Below are 19,164 nucleotides of genomic sequence, written 5' to 3'. Positions count from 1 at the left end.
CGTCCGATGGACGACGCGGCGCTGCTGCGCTACAGCCGCCACCTGCTCCTGCCCGAGATCGGCATCGAAGGGCAGGAGCGCATCGCACAGGGCAAGGTGCTGATCGTCGGGGCGGGCGGCTTGGGCTGCCCGGCGGCGTGGTATCTCGCCTCGGCCGGTATCGGCCGGCTGTTTCTCGCCGACGATGACGTGGTCGATGCCACCAACCTGCAGCGCCAGACGCTCTACGACGAAAGCACCCTTGGTCAGCCCAAGGTGCTGGCGGCACAGACGGCGCTCGCCCGCGTCAATCCGCTGGTCGAGGTGGTGCCGCTGCAGACGCGGCTCGAGGGTGAGCGCTTGGCACAGGCGGTGGCGGAGGTCGACCTGGTGCTCGATTGCAGCGACAACTTCCCCACGCGCCACGCCGTCAACCGCGCCTGCGTGGCGGCCGGAAAACCGCTATTTTCCGGCTCGGCGATCCGTTTCTCGGGGCAGATCGCCGTGTTCGACCGGGCGGGGCGCGGCGGGCCGTGCTACCGCTGCCTTTTTCCCGAAGAGGCCGAGGACGAGGAGCTGCGCTGCGCCGTGATGGGCGTGTTCGCGCCGCTCACCGGCCTCATCGGCACGGCGCTCGCCGCCGAGGCGATCAAGTGGCTCGCGGGACTGGGGGCGGCGCTTTCCGGCAGGCTGGTGCTCTTCGATGCCTTGACGATGCAGTGGCGCAGCTTGAACGTGGCGCGCGACCCCTCATGTCCGGTCTGTGGGGCGCAGGCGCAGGCGTAGGTCTTCGCCCAGGCGTTTCGTCTCTTCCACGCGAAAGCGCGGTGCTTCTTCGAGCGTGCCCGGTTCGGGCAGGGCGAAGAGGGCGCGCGCCTGATTCCCGAGCACGCAAGGGGCGGCGTAGTGCAGCCATTCATCGACGAGCCCCGCGGTGAGGAAGGCGGCGTTCGCCGTGGCGCCGGCTTCGATCAGGACTTCGTTGATTTCGTTTGCCCCTAGCCAACGGGCGAGCGCCGCGAGATCGATGCGCCCAGCGGCGTCGGCCGGCAAGCGGATGACGCGATGCCCCCGGGCTTCGAGGCGGGCGCGTTTTTCCGCTTCTTCCCGTACCGTGAAGATCCACACCGGCTCGCCGTGCAGCAGACGGGCGGATTCGGGCAGGCGCAAGGTGCTGTCGAGCACGGCGCGGCGCGGAGCGCGTCGGCAGGGGACGTGGCGCACCGTGAGCTCGGGATCGTCGGCGAGCACGGTGGCGATGGTGGTGAGCACGAGGCAGGAGCGGGCGCGCCAGCGGTGCACGTCGCGTCGGGCGGCTTCGCCCGTGATCCAGCGGCTGCGCCCGTCGGCGAGCGCGGTGCGTCCGTCGAGCGTGGCGGCGGTCTTCAGACGGAACCAGGGCCGGCCCTGGGTCATGCGGGTGAGAAACCCCCGGTTGAGCTCGGCGGATGCTTCGGCGCACAGCCCGACGTCGATGGCAATGCCCGCCTGGCGCAGGCGTTCGATTCCCTTGCCGGCCACGCGCGGGTTGGGATCCTGCAGGGCGACGACGACGCGGGCCACGCCGGCGGCGACGAGCGCGTCGGCGCAGGGCGGAGTGCGGCCGTGATGGCTGCAGGGTTCGAGCGTCACGTAGCAGGTGGCGCCGCGCGCGGCCGCTCCCGCCTGGCGCAGGGCGTGGATTTCGGCATGCGGTTCGCCGGCGCGCTCGTGCCACCCTTCGCCGAGCAGCCGTCCGTCGGAGGAGACGATGACGCAGCCGACGCGCGGATTGGGCGTGGTGGTCTCCAGCCCCTTGCGCGCGAGCCGCAACGCCCGGCGCATCCAGTAGGAATCGTCAGGAGCGGGCGAGGTCGGCGGCATCGTCGTCGGTGTGCTTCTCGCTGCGCTTGCGCCGGGCGCTTGCCTGCACGTCGCGGATGAGTTCGGCGAACTTGCCCACGTCCTCGAAATTGAGGTAGACCGAGGCGAAACGCACGTAGGCGACTTTGTCGAGGCGCTTCAAGGCGTCCATCACCATCTCGCCGATCATGGTACTGGGGACTTCGCTCGCGCCGCTCGAGAGGAGCTCCGCTTCGATGCGCTCGATGGTGCGTTCGATCGTCTCGGCGGGCACGGGGCGCTTGCGCAAGGCCAGCCGCAAACTGGCGGTGAGCTTTTCCCGGTCGAAGTCCTCGCGCGAGCCGTCGCGCTTGACGACGACCGGGGGCTTGAGATCGACCCGTTCGTAGGTGGTGAAACGGCGCTGGCAGTTGGCGCAGCGGCGGCGGCGACGCACGACGCTGCCGTCGTCGCCTTCGCGCGTATCGAGCACCTGCGTGTCCGCGTCACCACAGAAAGGGCATTTCATCGCGAGGAATCAATGCTCGTAGACGGGGAAACGACGGCAGAGCTCGGCCACTCGTTCCCGCACGCGGGCGAGCACGGTTTCGTCGCTCGGCGCATCGAGCACGTCGGCGATGAGGTGCGCGACCTGTTCGGCTTCGAGTTCGCCAAAGCCGCGGGTGGTCATGGCCGGGGTGCCGATGCGGATGCCCGAGGTGACCATGGGTTTTTCCGGGTCGTTGGGAATGGCGTTCTTGTTGACCGTGATGTGAGCCCGCCCCAGCGCCGCTTCGGCGTCCTTGCCCGTGACGCCCTTGGGACGCAGGTCGACGAGGAAGAGGTGCGATTCGGTGCGGCCGGAGACGATGCGCAGGCCCCGCTCGTTGCCGAGCACGCGCGCCATCACCTGGGCGTTGAGCACGACCTGTTCCTGATAGCGCTTGAACTCGGGACTCATGGCTTCCTTGAAGGCCACGGCCTTGGCAGCGATGACGTGCACGAGGGGACCGCCCTGCAGGCCGGGAAAGATGGCGGAGTTGATCGCCTTTTCGTGCTCGGCTTTCATGAGGATGACGCCGCCACGCGGCCCGCGCAGGGTTTTGTGCGTGGTGGAGGTGACGACATCGGCGTGCGGTACGGGATTGGGATAGAAACCGGCGGCGATGAGGCCGGCGTAGTGGGCCATGTCGACCCAGAAGATCGCCCCCACATCGCGGGCGACCTTGGCGAAACGTTCCCAGTCGATGCGAAGCGAATAGGCCGAGGCGCCGGCGACGATGATCTTGGGTTTGTGCTCGTGCGCCAGCCGCTCCATGCGGTCGTAGTCGATCTCCTCGCGCTCGTTGAGCCCGTAGGCGACGACGTTGAACCATTTGCCGGAGAGGTTGAGCGGCATGCCGTGCGTGAGGTGTCCGCCCTCCGCCAGGCTCATGCCCATGATGGTGTCGCCGGGCTTGGCGAAGGCCATGAGCACCGCCTGGTTCGCCTGCGAGCCGGAGTGGGGCTGCACGTTGGCGGCTTCCGCGCCGAAGAGTTTCTTCAGCCGCTCTATGGCCAGGCGCTCGATGACGTCGACGTGTTCGCAGCCGCCGTAGTAGCGCTTGCCGGGATAACCCTCCGCGTACTTGTTGGTGAGCTGCGAGCCCTGCGCCTGCATGACAGCGTAGGAGACGTAGTTCTCGGAGGCGATGAGTTCGATGTGCTCTTCCTGCCGGCGGTTTTCGGCTTCGATCGCGGCGAAGAGCTCCGGGTCGACCTGGGCGAGGCCATCGGCTTTGCGGAACATGGGGGACTCCGTCGGGGTTCGGAAACGGGAAATTCTAGCACGGGGCGCGGGGTCACATCGCGGCGATCTCGTCGCGCGCCGGCGCTTCGAGGTGCGAGGTCTCGGCCCAGGCGAGGATGGCGCGCTGCTGCCCCCAGCGCACCCACGACAGGCCGCAGTTGGGGATGGGGAAGTCGCGCTTGCGCTCGAGCGGCAGCCCCTCGACGTGGCGGCGCACGGCGTCGAGCACGCCGCCGTGGGTGACGAGGAGCACGGCTTCACCGCGATGGGCGCGGGCGAGTTCGTCGAGCGTGCGGCCGATGCGGGTGAAGGTTTCGAGAAGCGCTTCACCGCCGGGCGGTCGGTAGTGGGGATCACGGCTCGCGTAGCGGGCGTAGCCTTGGGGATCGAGCCGTTCGGCTTCTTCGGGCAGAAGGCCCTGGAAGTGGCCGCAGTGCCGCTCGCGCAGGCCCGGATGCGGCTGAAGGGGCGCGTCTTCGCCGAGGATGAGGCGGGCGGTCTCGAGCGTGCGCGCGAGGTCGCTCGCATAGTGCGCGGCAAAAGGGATTCCGGCAAGGGCACGGCGCACCGCCAGCGCCTGGCGGCGGCCGGTGTCGTTGAGCGGCACGTCGAGATGCCCCTGGATGCGCTTGTCGCGGTTCCAGTCGGTTTCGCCATGGCGCACCAAGCAAAAGAGCGCGTCGTCGCCATCGGGCAACGGAAAGGGAAGTGTTCGTTTCATACGAGGGTTTCGGTCACGTCGGGATGGGAGAGGAAGGCGCGCGGGCTCGCGCTCGCGCCGTAGGCGCCGGATTGATAGACCACGAAGAGATCGCCCGGTTCGGCCGGCGGCAGCAGCACCTCTTGGGCGAGGATGTCGAGTGGGGTGCACAGCGGCCCGACCACGGTGACCCGTTCGCTCGCCGGCAGGTGCATCTTGTTGCCGATCGCCACGGGGTAGTTCTTGCGGATCACCTGGCCGAAGTTGCCGCTCGCGGCCAGATGCTGGTGCAGGCCGCCGTCGACCACGAGGAAGGTGGTGTCGCGCGAGCGTTTCTTGTCGAGCACGCGGCAGACGTAGAGGCCTGCCTCGCCTACGAGGTAGCGCCCCAGTTCGATGACGAGCTCGGTTGCGGGCAGGAGACGGTGCAGCTCGGCGGCGAGCGCGCGCAGGTTCTCGCCCACCGGTTCGAGCGCGAGCGGCTGCTCGCCGGGAAAATAGGGGATGCCGAACCCGCCGCCGAGGTTGAGCCAGCGCGGCGGCGCAGGGAGCCGTTCGGCAAGGCGCACGAGGCGATCGAAGGAAGCGCGCTGCACGGCCACGAGCGTTTCGGCATCGAGGATCTGCGAGCCGGCGTAGAGGTGCAGCCCCTCGAGGGCGAGGCCGGCAGCCTGGAGGGATTCGAGCAGGGCGGGAGCGCGCTCGAGGTCGATGCCGAAGGGTTTGGCCCCGCCGCCCATCTTCATGCCGGCGCGCTTGAGCTCGAAATCGGGGTTGAGGCGCAGCGCGAGGTGCGGTGCGATGCCGAGCGACTCGGCGTGGGCGAGCACGCGCGGCAGTTCGCGCTCGGATTCGAGCGTGATCGTGATCTCCGCGGCCAGCGCCTGGCGCAGCTCTTCGTCGCGCTTTCCGGGACCGGCAAAGGCGATGCGCTCGGGGGCGATGCCGCAGTCGAGGGCAAGCGCCATCTCGCCGCCGGAGGCCACGTCGAAACCGTCGGTCTCGCGCGCGAGCAGCGCCACGAGCGGCGGGAAGGGGTTGGCCTTGATGGCGTAGTGCAGGCGCACTTCGGGTCCGATCGCCGCGCGCACGCGGGCCACGCGCGCACCTATCCGGCTTCGGTCGTAGGCGTAGAAAGGCGTGCGGCCGACGCGCTCGGCGAGCCGGGTGAGCGGCAGTCCGCCCACGGTGAGCTCACCGCGCGCATCGACGGGAAATTCGCGCATCGGTGCGTGTTCCGGGATCATACTTGCGTCTGGGTCTTGGCGTAGCGGGCGAGCCGTTCGCGGATCGCCGGCCGGTCGAGCTTGCCGTTGGGGTTGCGCGGCAGGGGCTGATCGGACAGGAGGAAGACCTGCGGCATCTGGTAGGGCGGCAGGTGCTGGCGGCAATGGCGGCGCAGGGCTTCCAGGTCGAAGGGTTCGACCGCCGGCTGCAGCGCCACGGCGATGATCTGGCCGAGCCGCTCGTCTTCCAGCCCGCAGGCGCAGCACTCGCGCACGAGCCCGGAGGCGATGAGCGCTTCTTCGATCTCGGTGGGGCTGACGCGATAGCCGGAGGTCTTGATCATCTCGTCGCGCCGCCCTGCGAAATAGAGATACCCTTCTTCGTCGAGCCAGCCGTAGTCGCCGGAGTAGACCGCCCACTCGCGCGCCGGCACTGGCGACGGACGCGGATCGACGGCAGGGGGTAGCGGCCGGAACCGTTCGGCGGTGCGCTCGGGGTCGTTCCAGTAGCCCTGCGCCACCAGGGGACCGCTCTGCACGATCTCGCCGACTTCGCGCGGGGCGCAGGGGGTGCCGTCCTCGCGCAGTACGAACACTTCGGCGTTGGGAATGGCGCGGCCGATCGAGTCGGGTCGGCGGTCGATTTCTTCCGGCGGCAGGTAGGTGGCGCGGAAGGCCTCGGTGAGGCCGTACATCAGATAGGGTTTGGCTTGGGGCGCGAGGGCGCGCAGGCGCTCGAGCACGCGTCGCGGCAGTTTTCCGCCGGTATTGGCGAAATAGCGCAGGTGGGCGGCGACAGGAGCCGGCCAGTCGAGCTCGGCGAGCGCCACCCACAGCGGCGGCACGGCGGTGAGCCCGGTGACGCGCTCGCGCTCCATGGTGCGCAGCACGTCGACGGGCAGCAGGTAGTTGAGCAGCACCACCCGCGCTCCGGCGCAGAAGGCCGTGGTGAGCTGGGAAAAGCCCGCGTCGAACGAGAGCGGCAGCGCCGCGAGCAGCACGTCTTCGGGGGAATTTTCCAGATAGCTCGCCACCGATTGGGCTCCGGCGACGAGGTTGCGGTGCGACAGCACCACGCCCTTGGGGCGCCCCGTGCTGCCGGAAGTGTAGAGGATGGCGGCGACGTCGTTCTCGGTGGCGGGCGGCGCGGCGAAGGCACCGGCCTGCGCCAGGCATTCGCGCCAGGAATGGGCCTCGGGCGGTACGCCCTGGCCCGGTTCATCCACGGCGAGCACCCCCGGCGCCACGCCTTCGGGCCAGGGCAGCAGGGTGCGCAGGCGCGTGGGGGCGGAGACGAGGCAGCGCGCGCCGCTGTCGCGCAGCAGGTAGTGCACCTGCTCGGCCTTGAGGAGGGGGTTGATCGGCACGAAGATGGCGCCGGCGGCGGCTGCGCCGAAACAGGCGATGACCGTCTCGGGCCGTTTGTCGAGCCAGACCGCGACGCGATCGCCGCGGCGGATGCCCAGCGCCTGCAGCGCCGCGGCGCAGCGTTCGATCTCCCGCGCGAGCCGGGCGTAGGTGAGGTGCTCGCTGCCAGAGGTGAGCGCCCGGGCATCAGGGCGCCGTTCAGCGTGGTAGCGCGGCAGATGCCACAGCAGGAACGGTGGATGCATGGCGGAGCGACCTCCCTTTATAATGATCGTTTCGCCGCCCGTGGGCGGCGTTGCTGGAATGAAGGGGAACGAGGTTGGACATCGAAACGAGGATCCTCGAAATCTTGGGCGAGGCGCTCGAATTGCCACCGCAGCGTCTGGTCGAACTCGGCCGCGACAGCGCTCTTTTGGGAGCCATTCCCGAGCTCGATTCCATGGGCGTGCTCGCCGTGATCCATCTCCTCGAAGAGCGTTTCGGGTTCATCATAGGCGACGAGGAGATCGACGGCACCACCTTCGCCACGCTCGGCACGCTCGCCGACTTCGTGGCGGAGAAGCTCGGCGGCTGAGCCGCCGCCATCCTCCACCTACTCGGCCCGGATCATCGTGCCGACCCCATGGTCGGTGAGGATCTCGACGAGCAGCGCGTGCTCGACGCGCCCGTCGATGATGTGCACCGAGCGCACGCCGTTCCTGGCCGCTTCCAGCGCGGAGGCGATCTTGGGCAGCATCCCGCCCGAGAGCGTGCCGTCGGCCACCAGTTCGTCGATCCGGCTCGGCGTGAGCCCCGTGAGGAGATTGCCGTTCTTGTCGAGCACGCCGGGGGTATTGGTCATGAGGATGAGTTTTTCGGCGCGCAGCACCTCGGCGAGTTTGCCCGCCACCAGGTCGGCGTTGATGTTGTAGGTCTGACCTTCCTCATCGACGCCGATCGGGGCGATCACGGGGATGAAGTCGCCGCGATCGAGGAACTGGATGATCGAAGGGTCGATATGGCTCACCTCGCCCACCTGGCCGATGTCGATGAGCGCTTCGCCGTCGTCGCGCTGGCGCAGGCGCATGCGGCGGGCGCGGATGAAGCCGCCGGCGTCCTTGCCGGTGAGACCGACCGCCTTGCCGCCGTGCCGGTTGATGAGGTTGACGATCTCCTTGTTCACCTGGCCGCCGAGCACCATCTCGACCACGTCCATGGTCTCGGCGTCGGTGACTCGCATCCCCTGGATGAATTCCCCTTTCTTGCCGATGCGTTCGAGCAGGCGCTCGATCTGCGGCCCGCCGCCGTGCACCACCACCGGGTTCATGCCGACGAGCTTCAAGAGCACCACGTCGCGCGCGAAGCTGTCTTTGAGGCGCTCGTCGGTCATGGCGTTGCCACCGTACTTGATGACGAGCGTCTTGTCGAAGAACTGGCGGATGTAGGGCAGCGCCTCGGCGAGCACGTCGGCTTTCTGCGCGGCGGTGAGCGGTTCTCGGGTCATCGCGTCGTCCTTGGGTTTGGCGGAATCAGGCGTTCTTGGCCGGTTTTTCCGGTTCGATGCGCAGGCGGATGTGCAGCTCGCGCAGCTGTTTCTCATCGACCGGGCTGGGGGCATGGGTGAGCAGGCACTGGGCGCGCTGCGTTTTCGGGAAGGCGATCACGTCGCGGATCGATTCGGCGCGCGCCATCATCGCCACGATCCGATCGAGCCCGAAGGCGAGGCCGCCGTGGGGCGGAGCGCCGTACTTGAGCGCGTCGAGCAGGAAGCCGAACTTGGCGCGCGCCTCCTCCTCGCCGATGCCGAGCACGGCAAAGACGCGTCGCTGCACCTCCTCGCGGTGGATGCGCACCGAACCGCCGCCGATCTCCCAGCCGTTGAGCGCCAGGTCGTAGGCCTTGGCGCGCACGCTGCCCGGGTCGGATTCCAGTCGCTCGAGGTCTTCGTCCTTGGGTGAGGTGAAGGGGTGGTGTAGCGCCGTCCAGCGCTTTTCTTCCTCGTCGTATTCGAACATGGGAAAATCGGTGATCCACACCGGCGCCCAGTCGGCCCCCGTGAGGAAGCCTTTCTCGTGCCCGATCTTGGTGCGCAGCGCCCCCAGCGCATCGTAGACCACTTTGGGCTTGTCGGCGCCGAAAAAGATGAGATCGCCGCTTTGCGCGCCGGTGCGCTCGAGGATGGCGCGCAGGGCCTGTTCGTGCAGGTTCTTGACGATGGGGGATTGCAAGCCGGTTTCGTCGGGGCGACTCGCGTCGTTTACCTTGATGTAGGCAAGCCCCTTGGCACCGTAGATGCCGACGAATTTGGTGTACTCGTCGATCTCGCCTCGGGTGAGCTGCGCCCCGCCGGGGATGCGCAGCGCCATCACCAGACCGCCGGAATTGGCCGGGCCGGAGAAGACCTTGAAAGCGACGTCGCGCACGGCGTCGGTGACGTCGGTGAGCTCCAGCGTCACGCGCAGGTCGGGTTTGTCCGAACCGAAACGCGCCATCGCCTCGGCATGGCTCAGGCGCGGGAAGGGATCGGGCAGCCGCACGCCGAGCGCCTCGGCGAAGACCTCGCGGATCATGGCTTCGGCGAGTGCCGTGATCTGCGCTTCCGTCATGAAGGAAGTCTCGATATCGACCTGGGTGAATTCGGGCTGACGGTCGGCGCGCAGGTCTTCGTCGCGGAAGCACTTGGTGATCTGGTAGTAGCGGTCGAACCCCGAGACCATCAGCATCTGCTTGAAGAGCTGGGGCGACTGCGGCAGGGCGTAGAAGTGGCCAGGATGCACGCGCGACGGCACGAGGTAATCACGCGCACCCTCGGGGGTGCTGCGCGTGAGCATGGGCGTTTCGATGTCGACGAAACCGTGCGCGTCGAGGAAACGGCGGAAGGCCCGGGCGGTGCGGTAGCGCAGCATGAGGTTCGTCTGCATCACGGGGCGACGCAGATCGATGACGCGGTGCGTCAGGCGCACCGTCTCCGAAAGGTTGGTCTCGTCGAGCTGAAAAGGCAGGGGCGCGGCGGCGTTGAGCACTTCCAGCTCGCGGCACAGCACCTCGATCTCGCCGGTGGGCAGATTCGGGTTCTCGGTACCCGCAGGGCGGCGCCGCACCGTGCCGGTGACGCGCACGACGTATTCGTTGCGCAGGGATTCGGCGGTGCGGAACGTCTCGGGGGAGTCGGGATCGCAGACGATCTGCACCAGCCCCTCTCGGTCGCGCAGGTCGAGGAAGATGACGCCGCCGTGATCCCGTCGGCGATGGACCCAGCCGCAGAGGGTGACGGTCTGGTCGAGGTGTTCGGCGTTGATTTGTCCGCAGTAGTGGGTGCGCATGGACGATCCGTTTCGTTCGAAGGGTGAAATTGTCATGTCCCCGCGTCGGGGGAATGAGCCGAGGAAGACATCGCCGTCGGCGTGATGGTGCCCAAAGAGATCACGTACTTGAGCGCTTCGTCGATGCCGAGCTCGAGCGGGATGACCTCGCTCTCGGGCACCAAGAGAAGGAAACCGGAGGTGGGGTTGGGGGTGGTCGGTACATAGACGGCGATCATGGGTTCGGAGACGCCGGTGCCGCCGATCACCGTTGCCGGGGGTTCCCCGGTGACGAAGGCGACGGTCCAGGCACCGCGGCGGGGATATTCGACGAGCACGGCGGTGCGAAAGGCCTGGCCGCCTTCGGAGAAGAGCGTTTCCGAAACTTGCTTGACGCTCGAATAGAGGCTCTTGACGATGGGGATGCGCCGGATGAGCGCCTCCCACAGCTCGATGAGGCGCTGCCCGAGCACGTTGGCAGCGACGATGCCAGTGGCGAAGACCAGACTTACCGCGGCCACGACGCCGAGCCCCGGGATGCGGTAGCCCAGCAGCGTCTCGGGTCGCCAACGCTCGGGCAGCCAGTCGATGAGGGTATCGAGCGTGCCGACGATCCAGGCGAGGACGGCGAAGGTGACGACGATGGGCAGCCAGACGAGCAGACCCGTCACGAAGTAGCGGCGCATCGTCGTCCTCGTTCCTTTCGCCCGTCAGGCTCAGTGGCAGCCGCAGGCGCCGCCGCAGCAGCCCCCTCCGGCCGTGGCGGCGGTTTTTTCGCCACCTTCGCTGGAGGAGGATGTGCTCGATGAGCCGCCTCCCTTGAAGTCGGTGGCGTACCAGCCGCTGCCTTTCAGCTGGAAGCCGGCGGCGGAGACGAGTTTGGCGTAGTGAGTGCTGCCGCAATCGGGGCAGCGGGTGATTGGCGCATCGCTGAGTTTCTGCAGGTGCTCGTGTTGGGCGCCGCAATCGGCGCAGCGGTATTCATAGATGGGCATCGCCGAGTCTCCTTGGTTGGAACGACGTGGAACCGATGCAGACAAACGAGGAAGTCTACCGCAAAATGGGGGCGCCGAGCCACCAGTGCAAGATCTCGCGTCCCCCAAGCAAGGCGATGACGCCGCCGGCGGCGAGAAAAGGGCCGAAAGGCAGAGGCTCTCCTTCCTTCAGACGCCCCAGTGCCTTGAGCGAGACCCCGATCACGGCGCCGGCAAGCGAGGAGAGCAGCAGCACGAGGGGAAGCGCCGTCCAGCCGAGCCAGGCGCCGATGGCGGCGAGCAGCTTGAAGTCGCCGTAGCCCATGCCTTCCTTGCCGGTGAGGAGTTTGAAGAGCCAATAGATGCTCCACAGGACCAGATAACCGGCCACCGCCCCCAGTACGGCATCGGGCAAGGGAACGAATGTGCCGTGCAGATTGACCAGCAGCCCCGCCCACAGCAAGGGCAGCGTGAGCGCATCGGGCAGCAGCCGCGTGTCGAGATCGATGAAGGCGAGCGCGATCGCGCACCAGAGAAAACCGGCGGCAGCGAGCGCCTGCCAGGTTGGGCCGAAACACCAGACGGCGGCCGCCGCCGCGAGCGCCCCGAGGAGCTCCACCAGCGGATAGCGCCAGCCGATGGGGGCGCGGCAGTGGCGGCAGCGCCCGCGCAGCACGATCCAGCTCACGAGCGGAACGTTCTCCCAGGCGGAGATGGCGTGCCCGCAGTGCGGGCAGTGCGAAGCCGGTCGTGCGAGGTCGTAACGCGGCTGCGCCTCGACTGGCAGGCCCAGGAGCTCGCGCGCCTGCGCCTGCCAGTCGCGCTCCAGCATGCGCGGCAGGCGGTGGATCACCACGTTGAGGAAACTGCCCACCATCGCACCGACGAGCAGCGCCGCGAGGAGCTGCACGCCGAGCGGCAGCCCGGCCACGGCGCTCATATGGTCTGAGCCATCTTGAAGATGGGCAGATACATGGCCACGACGATGCCGCCGATGACGACGCCGAGAAAGACCATGATGATCGGTTCGAGCAGCTGGGAGAGTGAAGCGACCGCCTCGTCGACCTCCCGCTCGTAATATTCGGCCACCTTGCTGAGCATGGCGTCGAGCTGGCCCGATTCCTCGCCGATGGAGACCATCTGCGTGACCATCGCCGGGAAGACCCCGCTGTCGGTCATGGCCACGGTGAGCGAGATGCCCGAGGTGACCGCCTGGGTGATCTTTTCGGTGGCCTCGCGATAGACGATGTTGCCGGCGGCATCGCCCACCGACACGAGCGCTTCGTTGAGCGGCACGCCCGCGGCGAACATGGTGGCCAGCGTCCGGGTCCAGCGCGCGATGGTGGCCTTGCGGATGATGTCCCCGATCACGGGGATGCGCAGGATCATGCGGTCGAGCAGGGCACGGAAGGCGGGAGATCGTCGGTGCAGCATCCCGAAACCGACCACGAGCAGGATCACCGCCACCAGCATGTAATACCAGTTGGCGACGAAGAACTCCGATAGGTCGATGACGATCTGCGTCGGGGCGGGAAGATCGGCACCGAAGCTGGTGAAGATGTCCTTGAACTGGGGGATGACGAAAATCATCATCACGGCGATGACGAGCATCGCCACCACCACGACGGCGGTGGGATAGAAGAGGGCCGATTTGATCTTGCCTTTGATTGCCAGGATCTTTTCCTGATAGGAGGCCAGGCGTTCGAGCAGATCGTCGAGGATACCGGCCTGTTCGCCGGCGGCCACCAGCGAGACGAAGAGGCGGTCGAAATACATGGGGTACTTGGCGAAGGCGGCCGCGAGGCTCGAACCGGCGGCGATGTCTTCGCGGATGAGATTCAATAGCCGCGTCAAGGCCGGGTTGGTCGAGCCCTTGATGGCGATGTCGAAGGATTGCAGCAGCGGCACGCCCGCCTTCATCATGGTGGAGAGCTGCCGGGTGAAGAGGACCAGATCCTTCTCGCCGACGCGACCGCGCCGTTGCTTGATTTTCGTGATCTTGGTGACGACCACTCCTTGGCGGCGCAGCGCCGTGCGGGCCGAGGCTTCGCTCGGGGCGCGGATCTCCCCGCGGGCCGGTTTGTTCTGGGCATCTTTACCCTCCCAGCTGAACAGCAGCTCTTTGGGTTTGGCGGTCGTAGTTGCCATGGGAAACCTCTCGCAACAGGGTCAATCGTTGGTGGCGGCAAGCACTTCGGTGAGCGAGGTGATGCCGTGCTTGACTTTGAGCAGCCCCGCCTGACGCAGGCTGCGCACCCCTTGGCGCCGGGCTTGGGCTTCGATCTCCATGGCCGAGGCATTGGCCATGATGAGGCGCTGGATTTCCTCGCTGATGGGCATCACCTCGTAGATGCCCGTGCGTCCCTTGTAGCCGGAACCGCGGCATTTCTCGCAGCCGACCGGGCCGTAGGGCTGCCAGCTCCCGTCGAGCTCCTCTTCGCTGAAACCGGCCGAAACGAGCGCTTCCAGGGGGACGTCGATCGGTTTCTTGCAAGTGCACAAACGCCGCACCAGCCGTTGCGCCGTGATGAGGATCACCGAGGAGGCGATGTTGAAAGGGGCGATGCCGATGTTGCGCAGCCGCTCGACCGTGCTGGGCGCGTCGTTGGTGTGCAGGGTGGAAAGGAGCAGGTGGCCGGTCTGGGCAGCCTTCACACCGATGTCGGCGGTCTCCAGGTCGCGGATCTCGCCCACCATGATGATGTCCGGGTCCTGGCGCAGGAAGGCGCGCAGCGCCGCGGCAAAGGTCAGCCCCACTTTGTCGTTGATGTTGACCTGGTTGATGCCGGGCAGGTTGATCTCCACCGGGTCTTCGGCGGTGGAGATGTTGACTTCGGGCTTGTTGAGCAGGTTGAGGCAGGTGTAGAGCGAGACGGTCTTGCCCGAGCCGGTGGGGCCAGTGACGAGGATCATGCCGTAGGGACGCTCGATCGCTTCCAGCAGCGCCGCCTTCTGATCGGGCTCGTAGCCGAGCGCGTCGATGCCGAGCATCGCCTGGCTCGAATCGAGGATGCGCAGCACGATCTTCTCTCCCCACAGGGTGGGCAGGGTCGAGACGCGGAAATCGATCGCCTTGTTCTTGCTCAGCACCAGTTTGGTGCGCCCGTCCTGGGGAACGCGCTTCTCCGAGATGTCGAGTTTGGAGATGATCTTGAGGCGCGCCGCGATTTTTTCCTTGAGCGCGAGCGGCGGGCGGGCGATCTCGCGCAACACGCCGTCTTGGCGTACGCGGATGCGGTAGAACTTCTCGTAGGGTTCGAAATGGATGTCGGAGGCGCCTTCGTTGATCGCGTCGATGAGGATCTTCTGGATGAAACGCACGACGGGGGCATCTTCGACATCGACCTCGCCTTCGTCTGCCTGGGGCGTGACTTCGCTCAAGGAAACGGCTTCCAGGAGTCCGTCGCCGTCTTGGGCGAGGGCGGAGAGGGCGTTGTTGAGTGATTCGTAGAGCTTGTCGCAGAAACGGGCGAGCGCGAGGGCAGGGGCGACGACGAGTTCGATCGTCTGGCCGGTCTGGAATCGGATCTCGTCGTAGACGCGCACGAGCGTGGGGTCGGCCACGGCGATCACCGTTTTGCCCTTGCGCTGTGACAGGGCGACGACTTGATAGCGGTTGGCGATCTGCGGATCGATCAGCTTCTTCGGCAGGGCGCCGGGGTCGACGGCAGCAATGTCGAGCACGGGCAGCCCAAACGTCTCTGCGGCGAACTGGGCGACCTTGCGCTCATCGAGCAGGCCCGACTTGATGAGGGTGAGCAGCAGACCATTGGGGCCGGCCTCTTCCTTGGCATGGGCCTGCTCGACGGTCTTCTCGTCGACCCAGCCTTTCTGGATCAACGCCCGCACCAAACCCGTCGTCTCGATCATCGTCCTTCCTCGCTTGAGCGTTCGCCGGAGCTGCTTTCGGATGTATCCGCTTCCCCGGCCGTTGGCGCATAGAGGCGTACCGAGCGGATACGCCGATCATGACATTGTAAAACGTCCATGCGGACGTCGCCAATACGCAGCGACACTTCCGATTCGGGGATCTCCTGGAGATATTCGAGGATCAGGCCGTTGAGGGTGCGGGGGCCGTCGGTGGGCAGATCCAGCCCGAGCGCCCGGTTGAGCTCGCGCACCGGCGTGGTGCCATCGACGATCACCGTACCGTCTTCCTGCCATTGCAGCACGGTGTCGCTGCCGGGGCGGCTGGTGGTGAATTTGCCGACCATCTCCTCGATGATGTCGTCGAGCGTCACCAGACCCTGCAACTCGCCGTATTCATCGACCACCAGAGCCAGCCGCTGGTGATGTTCCTGGAAGAACTGCAGCTGCGTCATGGCGTTGGTCTCTTCCGGCACGAAGTAGGGCGGCGAGAGGCTGCGGCGGATGGCCTCACGGGAGAATCCTGAGGTGAGCGTCTCGGCGAGCAGCTGGCGCACGTGCAAAATGCCGAGCACCTCGTCGGGATTGCCTTCGATCACCGGTAGGCGCGTGTGGTAGGCGGTGGCCAGTTGCGCGCGCAGCGTCTCCTCGTCGTCGGTGAGATCGAGAAATTCGATCGCCTGCCGCGGGATCATCACGTCGGCCACCGTGATGCGCTCGAGATCGAAGAGCTTGAGCAGGACGTCGCGGTGTTTCTCCGAGCGCAGCACGCGCGACTCGAGCACGATGCTGCGCAGCTCTTCCAGGCTCGGCGCCTGCGGCGTGGCCCGTCGCGGCAGGCGCAGCAGCCACAGTAGTCCCTTGACGAAGAGATTGACGAAATCCACCACCGGGCCCACGAGGCGCAAGGCAGCGGTGAGCGGATAGGCGATGTAGGGGGCGAGCAGGTCGGCGTAGCGCGCGCCGATCACCTTGGGGGTGATCTCGGAGAAGACGAGGATGAGGAAGGTGAGCACGAAGCTGCCCACGGCGAGCATCGTCTCGTTCTGGCCGAAGAGCTCGATGGTGATGACGGAAGCGAGCGTGGCCGCACCGACGTTGACGGCATTGTTGACGAGCAGGATCACGCTCAGCATCCGCTCGGGGTGGGCGGTGAGCGCCGCGGCGAGCTGAGCGCCGCGCTCGCCGTTGTCCGCGCGGGCTTTCAGGCGGTAGCGGTTGGCTGCCATCATCACCGTCTCGCTCATGGAAGCAAAACCGGAGGTAAGGAGCAGCACGGCCAATCCGATCCATTGCCACAGCAGGTCGGCGAGCATAGAGTCGTCCATCGGCGTCATCGACGGTGCAGGAGGTATTCCAGAACGAAATGGGTGCCGAGGTAGGCGAGCGCCAAGGTGACGAAACCGGCCCAGGTCCAGCGCAGGGCCACGCGCCCGCGCCAACCCCAGGCGTGTCGCCCCAAGAGTAGCACGCCGAAGATCGCCCAGGCGAGCAGGGTGAAGATGGTTTTATGGTCGGGGCGCAGCGGCTGGCCGAAGAGCGCTTCGGAAAAAACGACGCCGGTGAGCACCGTGACCGTGAGCAGGGCGAAGGCTACGCCGATCACGCGAAAGAGCAGCGTCTCCATCACGAGCAGCGGCGGCATCCGTCCGAGCCAGGCCGCGGGTTCGCGCCGGTGCAGGGCACGCTCGAGCACCGACATCAGCACCGCGTGCAGCGCGGCGAGCGTGAACAGCGCATAGGAGAGCAGCGCCACGACCAGGTGCAGGCGCAGCCACGGGTTGTCGGTGGCGACAGGCGCGGCAGGCAAGGGCAGCCAGGGCACGAGCAGGCACACCAGGGCGGCGATCGGCGTGAGCACGGTGTAGAGCCAGCCGATGGGGGCGTAGAAAGATTCGATCCAGAAGAAGAGGGCGGCGAGCCACACCGTGAGCGAGAGTGCCGGCGCGAACCCGAGCCGCAGTCCTTGGTCCGACAGCAGCAGGGCGGCCGCGCCCCAGCCGTGCGCGAGGATGGCGGCGGTGAGCAGCGCCCGGTCGAGTGGGCGCGGGCAGCGGCCTCCTTCTTCCGGTTGGCGGCGGCAGCGCCGCCCTACGGCGATCGCCCCGAGGCCGTACAGGAGGAAGGCCAGCAGATGGGGTAGAATCGAATCCATGATCCTAGTTTACTCGAAGAATGCCGAGGTTTTGTGCCCATGCTCGACAACCTGACGCAAAGACTGTCCAAAGTCGTCAAGACGCTGCGCGGCCAGGCGCGGCTCACGGAGGAGAACATCCAGGAGGCCCTGCGCGAGGTGCGCATGGCGCTGCTGGAAGCCGACGTGGCCCTGCCGGTGGTCAAGGACTTCATCGCCCGCGTGAAGGAAAAGGCCGTCGGGCAGGAAGTGATCGGTTCGCTCACGCCGGGCCAGGCGCTCATCGGCGTGGTGCACGACGAGCTCGTGGCGCTCATGGGCGGCCAGGGCGAGGGGCTCAAGCTCGAGGCGCGCCCGCCGGTGGTCGTCCTCATGGCGGGGCTGCAGGGGGCGGGGAAGACCACCACCGTGGGCAAGCTCGCCAAATGGCTCAAGGAAGAGAAAAAGAAGAAAGTGCTGGTGGTCTCCACCGACGTCTACCGGCCGGCGGCGATCGAGCAGCTGCGCACGGTGGCCGAGCAGGCCGGGGTCGATTTCTTCCCTTCCTCGCCCGAGCAGCAGCCCGAGGCGATCGCGCGCGCGGCCAAGGATTGGGCCGAGCGGCATTTCCACGACGTGCTGCTGGTGGATACCGCTGGGCGCCTGGCGATCGACCGGGCGATGATGGAGGAGATCAAGGCGCTGCACGCGGCCTTGAATCCGACCGAGACGCTCTTCGTGGTCGACGCCATGCTGGGGCAGGACGCAGTCAATACCGCGCGCGCCTTCAACGAGGCGCTGCCACTCACCGGCGTGGTGCTCACCAAGCTCGACGGCGATGCGCGCGGCGGGGCGGCGCTGTCGGTGCGCGCCGTCACCGGCAAGCCGATCAAGTTTGCCGGCGTGGGTGAGAAGCTCTCGGGCCTTGAACCCTTCTATCCCGATCGCATGGCGAGCCGCATCCTCGGCATGGGCGACATCCTCGGCCTGGTGGAAGAGGCGCGGCGCAGCGTCGACGAACAGAAAGCCAAGGAGCTCGCGCAGAAGCTGCGCACCGGCAAGGGGTTCGATCTCAACGATTTCCGCGAGCAGATCGTGCAGATGCGCAAGATGGGCGGCATCGGGGCTTTGCTCGACAAGCTGCCGGCGCAATTCGCCCAGGCGGCCGGGCAGCTGCAGGGCGGCATGGAAGAGAAGGCGATCCGCCGCATCCAGGGCATCATCGACGCCATGACGCCGCAGGAGCGGGCCAACCCCGACATCATCAAGGCGAGCCGCAAGCGGCGCATCGCCGCCGGCGCAGGTGTGACGGTGCAGGAGGTCAATCGCCTGCTCAAGCAGTTCGACCAGACACAGCGCGTGATGAAACAGTTCTCCAAGGGCGGAATGGGCAAGGTGATGCGCGGACTGCGCGGCGTGATGCCGCGGCTGCACTGAGGAACGATGGATCTCATCCGCATCGCGCTGTTGCGCTCGCTCGCCACCCTGGGGCGGGGCAAGATCCTGTGGGAGATGTTCTGGCCGCTGCTCGCGGCGGGCTTGGTCTGGATCGCGGCGCTTGCGCTTGCCTGGGAGCCGCTCACGGCGTGGCTGGCGGGCTGGTTCGACGCCTCGCCGGAAGGTGCGCAGGCGGGAATGCTGGCGATGGCCGGATTCTTCGCCCTCAAGGTGCTGCTGGTGCTGGGCGTGCTGCCGCTCATGTACGTCACCCTGCTCGTGATCGTGGGCATCTGGGTGATGCCGCGCGTCGTCGCCTTGGTCGGTCGCGAGGAATACGCCGATCTGGAACGCCGCCACGGCGGCAGCGTCATGCGCAGCCTGTGGAATACGCTGGGCGCCTCCGGCCTCTTCCTGGTCGGGTTTCTCGTGAGCCTGATCTTCTGGTGGATTCCCGGTGCGGCGCTGGTCCTGCCTTGGCTCTTGACGGCCTGTTGTCAACAAATAGAACTGTCCGGTTTCGTAGCACATAAACTGTCCGCTTTTCCGGGCCGGGGAGGGAAGGCGTGAAGGGCGTAGCCCGGAGCGCCTTCCCTCCCCGGCAGGCGC

At 67.0% G+C, this 19,164-nt stretch carries 19 protein-coding genes; 4 read left to right on the top strand and 15 right to left on the bottom strand.

All coding sequences use genetic code 11. The features are described from left to right. Window positions 1–6 precede the first annotated feature (6 nt). Complete coding sequence (locus tag EPD82_RS08215; RefSeq protein ID WP_055423795.1) at window positions 7–765, top strand: TOMM precursor leader peptide-binding protein; 759 nt, start codon at window positions 7–9, stop codon at window positions 763–765. On the opposite strand, the gene ribD is transcribed toward EPD82_RS08215, so the two are convergent. The 6 genes from ribD to EPD82_RS08185 are packed head-to-tail and all read right to left on the bottom strand — an operon-like array spanning window position 730 to window position 7,128. Continuing rightward, window positions 730–1,842: a bifunctional diaminohydroxyphosphoribosylaminopyrimidine deaminase/5-amino-6-(5-phosphoribosylamino)uracil reductase RibD gene (ribD, locus tag EPD82_RS08210; RefSeq protein WP_240803316.1), complete on the bottom strand. Its 1,113-nt coding sequence runs from the start codon at window positions 1,840–1,842 to the stop codon at window positions 730–732. The two genes, EPD82_RS08215 and ribD, sit on opposite strands and share 36 nt — an antisense overlap. Further along, window positions 1,817–2,329 carry a transcriptional regulator NrdR gene (gene nrdR, locus EPD82_RS08205; protein WP_055423797.1) on the bottom strand — a complete coding sequence of 171 codons (513 nt, stop codon included), beginning with the start codon at window positions 2,327–2,329 and terminating at the stop codon, window positions 1,817–1,819. The genes ribD and nrdR overlap by 26 nt, the downstream gene beginning before the upstream one ends. Before the next feature lie 9 nt (window positions 2,330–2,338). Then, window positions 2,339–3,589, bottom strand: coding sequence for a serine hydroxymethyltransferase (gene glyA, locus EPD82_RS08200; protein ID WP_055423798.1), 1,251 nt, complete (start codon window positions 3,587–3,589; stop codon window positions 2,339–2,341). Window positions 3,590–3,641: 52 nt separating this feature from the next. Beyond that, window positions 3,642–4,310 carry a histidine phosphatase family protein gene (locus tag EPD82_RS08195; RefSeq protein ID WP_055423799.1) on the bottom strand — a complete coding sequence of 223 codons (669 nt, stop codon included), beginning with the start codon at window positions 4,308–4,310 and terminating at the stop codon, window positions 3,642–3,644. Further along, window positions 4,307–5,515: a pyridoxal-dependent decarboxylase, exosortase A system-associated gene (locus EPD82_RS08190; RefSeq protein WP_141056381.1), complete on the bottom strand. Its 1,209-nt coding sequence runs from the start codon at window positions 5,513–5,515 to the stop codon at window positions 4,307–4,309. Before EPD82_RS08190 ends, EPD82_RS08195 begins: the two co-directional genes overlap by 4 nt. 17 nt (window positions 5,516–5,532) lie before the next feature. Then, entirely contained in the window at window positions 5,533–7,128 is a 1,596-nt protein-coding gene (locus EPD82_RS08185) for an acyl-CoA ligase (AMP-forming), exosortase A system-associated (RefSeq protein ID WP_055423801.1), read from the bottom strand. A gap of 74 nt (window positions 7,129–7,202) precedes the next feature. Here EPD82_RS08185 and EPD82_RS08180 point away from each other — a divergent pair, with 74 nt between their 5' ends. Beyond that, window positions 7,203–7,457, top strand: a complete 255-nt coding sequence (locus EPD82_RS08180; protein WP_055423802.1) for an acyl carrier protein — start codon at window positions 7,203–7,205, stop codon at window positions 7,455–7,457. 18 nt (window positions 7,458–7,475) lie between these two features. Here the strand turns inward: EPD82_RS08180 and argB are convergent, their stop codons facing one another. From argB to EPD82_RS08135, 9 genes are read right to left on the bottom strand one after another with little or no spacing between them, the layout of a single operon-like run. Next, window positions 7,476–8,366 carry an acetylglutamate kinase gene (gene argB / locus EPD82_RS08175; protein WP_141056380.1) on the bottom strand — a complete coding sequence of 297 codons (891 nt, stop codon included), beginning with the start codon at window positions 8,364–8,366 and terminating at the stop codon, window positions 7,476–7,478. A gap of 25 nt (window positions 8,367–8,391) precedes the next feature. Next, on the bottom strand, window positions 8,392–10,185 hold the full coding sequence (gene aspS / locus EPD82_RS08170; RefSeq protein ID WP_141056379.1) for an aspartate--tRNA ligase: 1,794 nt from the start codon (window positions 10,183–10,185) through the stop codon (window positions 8,392–8,394). A 32-nt stretch (window positions 10,186–10,217) separates the two neighbouring features. Beyond that, window positions 10,218–10,850 carry a DUF502 domain-containing protein gene (locus tag EPD82_RS08165; protein ID WP_141056378.1) on the bottom strand — a complete coding sequence of 211 codons (633 nt, stop codon included), beginning with the start codon at window positions 10,848–10,850 and terminating at the stop codon, window positions 10,218–10,220. A 30-nt stretch (window positions 10,851–10,880) separates the two neighbouring features. Then, entirely contained in the window at window positions 10,881–11,159 is a 279-nt protein-coding gene (locus EPD82_RS08160) for an FmdB family zinc ribbon protein (RefSeq protein ID WP_055423806.1), read from the bottom strand. 55 nt (window positions 11,160–11,214) lie between these two features. Further along, a complete protein-coding gene (locus tag EPD82_RS08155; protein WP_141056377.1) occupies window positions 11,215–12,078 on the bottom strand; it encodes a prepilin peptidase in 864 nt (287 codons plus the stop codon). After that, entirely contained in the window at window positions 12,075–13,286 is a 1,212-nt protein-coding gene (locus EPD82_RS08150; RefSeq protein WP_055423808.1) for a type II secretion system F family protein, read from the bottom strand. Before EPD82_RS08150 ends, EPD82_RS08155 begins: the two co-directional genes overlap by 4 nt. A gap of 21 nt (window positions 13,287–13,307) precedes the next feature. Beyond that, on the bottom strand, window positions 13,308–15,008 hold the full coding sequence (gene pilB, locus EPD82_RS08145; protein ID WP_141056376.1) for a type IV-A pilus assembly ATPase PilB: 1,701 nt from the start codon (window positions 15,006–15,008) through the stop codon (window positions 13,308–13,310). Further along, window positions 15,005–16,333, bottom strand: coding sequence for an HlyC/CorC family transporter (locus EPD82_RS08140; protein WP_141056375.1), 1,329 nt, complete (start codon window positions 16,331–16,333; stop codon window positions 15,005–15,007). Before EPD82_RS08140 ends, pilB begins: the two co-directional genes overlap by 4 nt. Before the next feature lie 5 nt (window positions 16,334–16,338). After that, entirely contained in the window at window positions 16,339–17,160 is an 822-nt protein-coding gene (locus tag EPD82_RS08135) for a cytochrome C assembly family protein (protein ID WP_141056374.1), read from the bottom strand. A gap of 39 nt (window positions 17,161–17,199) precedes the next feature. Between EPD82_RS08135 and ffh the strand changes: the two genes are divergently transcribed. Next, window positions 17,200–18,555: a signal recognition particle protein gene (gene ffh / locus EPD82_RS08130; protein WP_141056373.1), complete on the top strand. Its 1,356-nt coding sequence runs from the start codon at window positions 17,200–17,202 to the stop codon at window positions 18,553–18,555. 6 nt (window positions 18,556–18,561) lie between these two features. After that, the gene (locus tag EPD82_RS08125; protein WP_141056372.1) at window positions 18,562–19,125 is read left to right on the top strand and encodes an EI24 domain-containing protein; all 564 of its coding nucleotides are present in this window, start codon (window positions 18,562–18,564) and stop codon (window positions 19,123–19,125) included. Window positions 19,126–19,164 lie beyond the last annotated feature (39 nt).

Source organism: Tepidiphilus succinatimandens (assembly GCF_006503695.1).
Taxonomy (GTDB): Bacteria; Pseudomonadota; Gammaproteobacteria; order Burkholderiales; family Rhodocyclaceae; genus Tepidiphilus; species Tepidiphilus succinatimandens.
Note: the sequence above shows the minus strand (reverse complement) of the source record. Positions and strands in the feature narration are given on the sequence as shown.

What these genes read in the sequence shown, in the direction of transcription:
- EPD82_RS08140 (WP_141056375.1), bottom strand. Translation starts at nt 16,333, where the DNA reads ATGGACGACTCTATGCTCGCCGACCTGCTGTGGCAATGGATCGGATTG.
- EPD82_RS08150 (WP_055423808.1), bottom strand. Translation starts at nt 13,286, where the DNA reads ATGGCAACTACGACCGCCAAACCCAAAGAGCTGCTGTTCAGCTGGGAG.
- EPD82_RS08155 (WP_141056377.1), bottom strand. Translation starts at nt 12,078, where the DNA reads ATGAGCGCCGTGGCCGGGCTGCCGCTCGGCGTGCAGCTCCTCGCGGCG.
- EPD82_RS08135 (WP_141056374.1), bottom strand. Translation starts at nt 17,160, where the DNA reads ATGGATTCGATTCTACCCCATCTGCTGGCCTTCCTCCTGTACGGCCTC.
- pilB (WP_141056376.1), bottom strand. Translation starts at nt 15,008, where the DNA reads ATGATCGAGACGACGGGTTTGGTGCGGGCGTTGATCCAGAAAGGCTGG.
- argB (WP_141056380.1), bottom strand. Translation starts at nt 8,366, where the DNA reads ATGACCCGAGAACCGCTCACCGCCGCGCAGAAAGCCGACGTGCTCGCC.
- EPD82_RS08165 (WP_141056378.1), bottom strand. Translation starts at nt 10,850, where the DNA reads ATGCGCCGCTACTTCGTGACGGGTCTGCTCGTCTGGCTGCCCATCGTC.
- ffh (WP_141056373.1), top strand. Translation starts at nt 17,200, where the DNA reads ATGCTCGACAACCTGACGCAAAGACTGTCCAAAGTCGTCAAGACGCTG.
- EPD82_RS08195 (WP_055423799.1), bottom strand. Translation starts at nt 4,310, where the DNA reads ATGAAACGAACACTTCCCTTTCCGTTGCCCGATGGCGACGACGCGCTC.
- glyA (WP_055423798.1), bottom strand. Translation starts at nt 3,589, where the DNA reads ATGTTCCGCAAAGCCGATGGCCTCGCCCAGGTCGACCCGGAGCTCTTC.
- nrdR (WP_055423797.1), bottom strand. Translation starts at nt 2,329, where the DNA reads ATGAAATGCCCTTTCTGTGGTGACGCGGACACGCAGGTGCTCGATACG.
- EPD82_RS08125 (WP_141056372.1), top strand. Translation starts at nt 18,562, where the DNA reads ATGGATCTCATCCGCATCGCGCTGTTGCGCTCGCTCGCCACCCTGGGG.
- EPD82_RS08190 (WP_141056381.1), bottom strand. Translation starts at nt 5,515, where the DNA reads ATGCGCGAATTTCCCGTCGATGCGCGCGGTGAGCTCACCGTGGGCGGA.
- EPD82_RS08185 (WP_055423801.1), bottom strand. Translation starts at nt 7,128, where the DNA reads ATGCATCCACCGTTCCTGCTGTGGCATCTGCCGCGCTACCACGCTGAA.
- EPD82_RS08215 (WP_055423795.1), top strand. Translation starts at nt 7, where the DNA reads ATGGACGACGCGGCGCTGCTGCGCTACAGCCGCCACCTGCTCCTGCCC.
- ribD (WP_240803316.1), bottom strand. Translation starts at nt 1,842, where the DNA reads ATGCCGCCGACCTCGCCCGCTCCTGACGATTCCTACTGGATGCGCCGG.
- aspS (WP_141056379.1), bottom strand. Translation starts at nt 10,185, where the DNA reads ATGCGCACCCACTACTGCGGACAAATCAACGCCGAACACCTCGACCAG.
- EPD82_RS08160 (WP_055423806.1), bottom strand. Translation starts at nt 11,159, where the DNA reads ATGCCCATCTATGAATACCGCTGCGCCGATTGCGGCGCCCAACACGAG.